General features: G+C 60.0%; 5 protein-coding genes and 2 pseudogenes. 6 read left to right on the forward strand and 1 reads right to left on the reverse strand.

Translation table 11 applies throughout. From position 1 onward, the window contains the following. The 6 genes and pseudogenes from ACRXB1_RS32535 to ACRXB1_RS32560 all read left to right on the forward strand — a co-directional run. Positions 1-172: beta-ketoacyl synthase N-terminal-like domain-containing protein (locus tag ACRXB1_RS32535; RefSeq protein ID WP_449494374.1), on the forward strand; the 172-nt coding region annotated here is incomplete at its 5' end. Beyond that, positions 123-710, forward strand: a pseudogene (locus ACRXB1_RS32540) (beta-ketoacyl synthase N-terminal-like domain-containing protein); the annotation flags it as partial. The gene ACRXB1_RS32535 and the pseudogene ACRXB1_RS32540, both read left to right, overlap by 50 nt. A 73-nt stretch (positions 711-783) precedes the next feature. Further along, complete coding sequence (locus ACRXB1_RS32545; protein WP_449494373.1) at positions 784-1,227, forward strand: hypothetical protein; 444 nt, start codon at positions 784-786, stop codon at positions 1,225-1,227. A gap of 95 nt (positions 1,228-1,322) precedes the next feature. Beyond that, complete coding sequence (gene rpoE, locus ACRXB1_RS32550) at positions 1,323-1,922, forward strand: RNA polymerase sigma factor RpoE (protein ID WP_031363443.1); 600 nt, start codon at positions 1,323-1,325, stop codon at positions 1,920-1,922. Positions 1,923-1,999: 77 nt separating this feature from the next. After that, the gene (locus tag ACRXB1_RS32555) at positions 2,000-2,632 is read left to right on the forward strand and encodes a sigma-E factor negative regulatory protein (protein WP_075357150.1); all 633 of its coding nucleotides are present in this window, start codon (positions 2,000-2,002) and stop codon (positions 2,630-2,632) included. 3 nt (positions 2,633-2,635) lie between these two features. Continuing rightward, positions 2,636-3,694: a MucB/RseB C-terminal domain-containing protein gene (locus ACRXB1_RS32560; RefSeq protein WP_075357149.1), complete on the forward strand. Its 1,059-nt coding sequence runs from the start codon at positions 2,636-2,638 to the stop codon at positions 3,692-3,694. Positions 3,695-3,767: 73 nt separating this feature from the next. Here ACRXB1_RS32560 and ACRXB1_RS32565 read toward each other — a convergent pair. After that, positions 3,768-3,867 (reverse strand): annotated as a pseudogene (locus tag ACRXB1_RS32565) (MucB/RseB C-terminal domain-containing protein); the annotation flags it as partial.

The raw sequence follows: 3,867 nt of genomic DNA on the forward strand, positions 1-3,867 counted from the left end.
GGCAAGCCGTCCGTGGGACAAGGATCGCGACGGTTTTGTCCTGGGTGAAGGCGCAGGCGTGATGGTGCTCGAAGAGTACGAGCACGCGAAGGCCCGTGGCGCGAAGATCTACGCAGAAGTCAGCGGCAAGCCGTCCGTGGGACAAGGATCGCGACGGTTTTGTCCTGGGTGAAGGCGCAGGCGTGATGGTGCTCGAAGAGTACGAGCACGCGAAGGCCCGTGGCGCGAAGATCTACGCAGAAGTCAGCGGCTACGGCATGAGCGGTGACGCGTATCACATGACCGCTCCGCCGGAAGATGGCGACGGCGCGCGCCGCAGCATGCGCAATGCGCTGAAAAACGCCCAGATCAACCCCGACGAAGTGCATTACCTGAATGCGCACGGCACCTCCACGCCGCTGGGCGATCTGGCGGAAACCGTCGGCATCAAGAACATGTTCGGCGATCACGCCAAGAAAATCGTCGTGAACTCTACCAAGTCGATGACCGGGCACCTGCTCGGCGGCGCCGGCGGTCTGGAGTCGGTGTTCACGGTGCTGGCGCTGCATCACCAGGTGTCGCCGCCGACCATCAACATCTTCAATCAGGACCCGCAGTGCGACCTGGACTACTGCGCGAACGAAGCGCGGGAAATGAAGATCGACGTGGCACTGAAAAATTCGTTCGGCTTCGGCGGCACGAACGGTACGCTCGTTTTCAAGCGTCACTGAAGCTTGCTGAGCACGCCGCCCAGTGGTCGCGAATGTGCGTAAGTCGGAGCCTGTATTGCAGCGGGAAGCATCGTTGGATGGTATCGCCGGTTTTTCCCGCCGTCAGAAAATCATCCGGTCGCGCTTGTTATGGGCTGCCACGCTGGCGTTCATGGCGGTCGCGGCCGGCGCCGTATTCGAGTCGGTTGCGGCGTACAGCGGATTATTCGATGCCTGCGTCGCGGCGCTCGTAGTCACGGTCGGGCTTGGCGGCATTGCGTTCAGGCGCGAACGTCGCCGGCCAGTGGCATTCGAGATCGGTCAGGATGGGTTGACGACCTGGGACCGTGAGGGCCGTTCGCAATATCGGCAAATATCGGGTTGCGCCCAGTGGAGCGATCGCCTGCTTGCACTGATCCTGGTTTCTGCCGAGGGGCGTTCCGAGCCCTTGCTCGTTCCTGCGGACGCGCTCGCCAGTGCCGGCGTGTTTCGTGAACTGGCTGTTCGCGCCCGGCGCTGCGCCCAGGAACACCTGTAACGCTTGTAACCGCCCATCAGCATCCGGCGCGTCCCGGCGGCGTAACGCTACAATAGCCCTCCGCGTAGCACCCCCAAAGTTAACGGATTTCCCAGGTGAGCGAAAAAGAAATCGATCAGGTACTGGTCGAACGCGTGCAGAAGGGCGATAAGGCAGCGTTCGAGCTTCTGGTCGCCAAATATCAGCGCAAGATTATCCGGCTCATTTCGCGGCTCGTCCGCGACCCCGCCGAAGTAGAGGACGTCGCGCAAGACGCCTTTATCAAGGCTTATCGCGCGTTGCCGCAATTTCGCGGAGAATCGGCGTTTTACACGTGGCTTTACCGGATTGCGGTGAACACGGCAAAGAACTATCTTGCCACTCAAAGCCGGCGTGCTCCAACTTCTACCGAAGCTGATGCAGAAGAAGCGGAAACTTTCTCCGACGCAGACCAACTAAGGGATATCAACACGCCCGAGTCGATGTTGATGAGCAAGCAGATCGCACAGACGGTCAATGCTGCGATGGCGGTTTTACCGGAAGAACTGCGCACCGCCATAACTCTTCGTGAAATTGAAGGTCTGAGCTACGAAGAAATCGCCGAGATGATGAATTGCCCTATCGGGACCGTCAGATCGAGAATTTTTCGTGCTCGCGAAGCCATTGCGGCAAAGTTGCGTCCATTGCTGGACACTCCCGAAGGCAAACGCTGGTAGCAGCGAGGCTGCGCGGGGCAGGGACGCGGTATCTGGGTCAGGTAGTGTCACTAGGGGCAGTCAAGATGGGGAGCATCATGGGGTCGGTTTCGGTGCAATCGCAAGCTGGTACGCGAGGCGAGCGTCTTTCCGCTTTTGTCGATGGGGAATCCTTCGACGATTCGGGGGATTTGAGCCAATTTCTTTCCGGATTTACGCAAAAAGACCGCGCGGCGTGGTCGGACTATCACCTGATCGGCGACGCACTGCGTTCCGACGATCTCGCGGCCAGTCCCGCAGCCAGCAGCGCGTTCATGAACGCATTTTCAGCGCGTTTTGAAGCCGAAGCGCATGTATTTGCGCCTGCGGCCATTCCGGCGGCATCGGCTGAACGTGCGCGTTCAGGCATGTTCCGCCGTCGCGTAGTTCCGGCTTTCGCTGTCGCGGCCGCTGCGGCAACGCTCACGTGGATCGTCGTGCCGCAGTTGCAGGGCGTCGACAACCACAGCGGCGTGCAAATGGCGAGCGTATCGTCGTCGGATCATGTGCAGCGCGTCGCAATGGCCTCGGTGCCGGCTGCTACGCTGCGTTCGCCGGTCGTCGAAGCGAACATCATCCGTGATGCAAGTCTCGACCAGTATCTGGAAGCGCATCAGCAATTCTCGCAACAGCCCGTCATGCCGGGCTCGACGCCTTTGATCCGCACTGCGGCTACGAGCCAGGGTCAATAACTGATGCAACTTGTGCGGTTGAAGAAAACGACTCTTTGGGGCCGGCTGCCGGTTTTGTTGTTCTGTGCAGCCGCGTTGGTATCCGCAGCATCGGGCGCTTACGCGCAGGGCGGCTTACCGCAGGGCGGTGTTTCTGCCGCCTCGCGCAAGTCCGCTGCGGACCTGCTCAATCGGATTCACGAAGCCGCACAGCAGCAGAATTACGAAGGCACCTTCGTCTATCAGCGTGGGACAACGGTGCAGTCGTCGCGAATTACACACTCGGCAGCGCGCAGCGACGGCGAGTACGAGTCGCTGGAAAGTCTCGATGGCAAGCCCCGCAAGATGCTCCGCCACGACGACGACATGTACACGTTCGTGCCCGAACGTCATCTGCTGGTCGTCGAAAAACGTCAGAACAAGGATTCGTTCCCGTCGCTGCTTGCTACCGGCGGCGAACAGGTCTTGTCCGTCTATGAACCGAAAATGCTCGGCGCGGATCGTGTCGCGGGTATCGACTGCCAGGTCATCGAGCTTGATCCGAAAGACGCCTGGCGCTTTGCCTACAAGCTTTGGTCCGATACGAAGACCGGTCTTTTGCTGCGTGCCCAGACGCTCGGCCCCGACGGCCAGGTGCTCGAGCAGCTTTCATTTTCGCAAGTGACAATAGGCGGCACAGTCGATCGTGCGGCAATTGCGAGCGGGATCAAGAACATCAACGGATGGACGGTCGTGCGGCCGCCGGTTCAGCCGGTCGACATGCAGGCGCAAGGCTGGAAAATCGCGCCCAATGTCCCCGGTTTCCGTGAGATTCGCGAGTTGCGCCGGCCTATGGCGTCGCGTGAGGAGGGCCAAGCGCCCATTCCCGTCGATCAAGCCGTTTTCTCCGACGGCCTCGCGGCAATCTCGGTTTTTGTCGAGCCGGTGGAAAAGAATTCCCGTAAGGAAGGCGCCGGCAATAGTGGCGCGACACACGTACTAGTCAAGCGGCAAGGGGATTTCTGGATTACCTTGTTAGGTGAAGTGCCCCAGGCCACGTTGCAGCAATTTGCTTCTGCCATAGAATACAAGCCTTCCAAGTAATTCCTCGGCCCACCAAGATATGAGCAACCTCTCGCTGCGCACCTTCCTCACGGCCGCGGCGCTTGCTGCATGCCTGCCGCTTGACTAGTACGTGTGTCGCGCCACTATTGCCGGCGCCTTCCTTACGGGAATTCTTTTCCACCGGCTCGACAAAAACCGAGATTGCCGCGAGA

The organism is Caballeronia sp. M23-90 (assembly GCF_053574605.1).

Excerpts from the sequence above, each read along its gene's own strand:
- ACRXB1_RS32555 (WP_075357150.1), top strand. The coding sequence starts at position 2,000 with ATGGGGTCGGTTTCGGTGCAATCGCAAGCTGGTACGCGAGGCGAGCGT.
- ACRXB1_RS32560 (WP_075357149.1), top strand. The coding sequence starts at position 2,636 with ATGCAACTTGTGCGGTTGAAGAAAACGACTCTTTGGGGCCGGCTGCCG.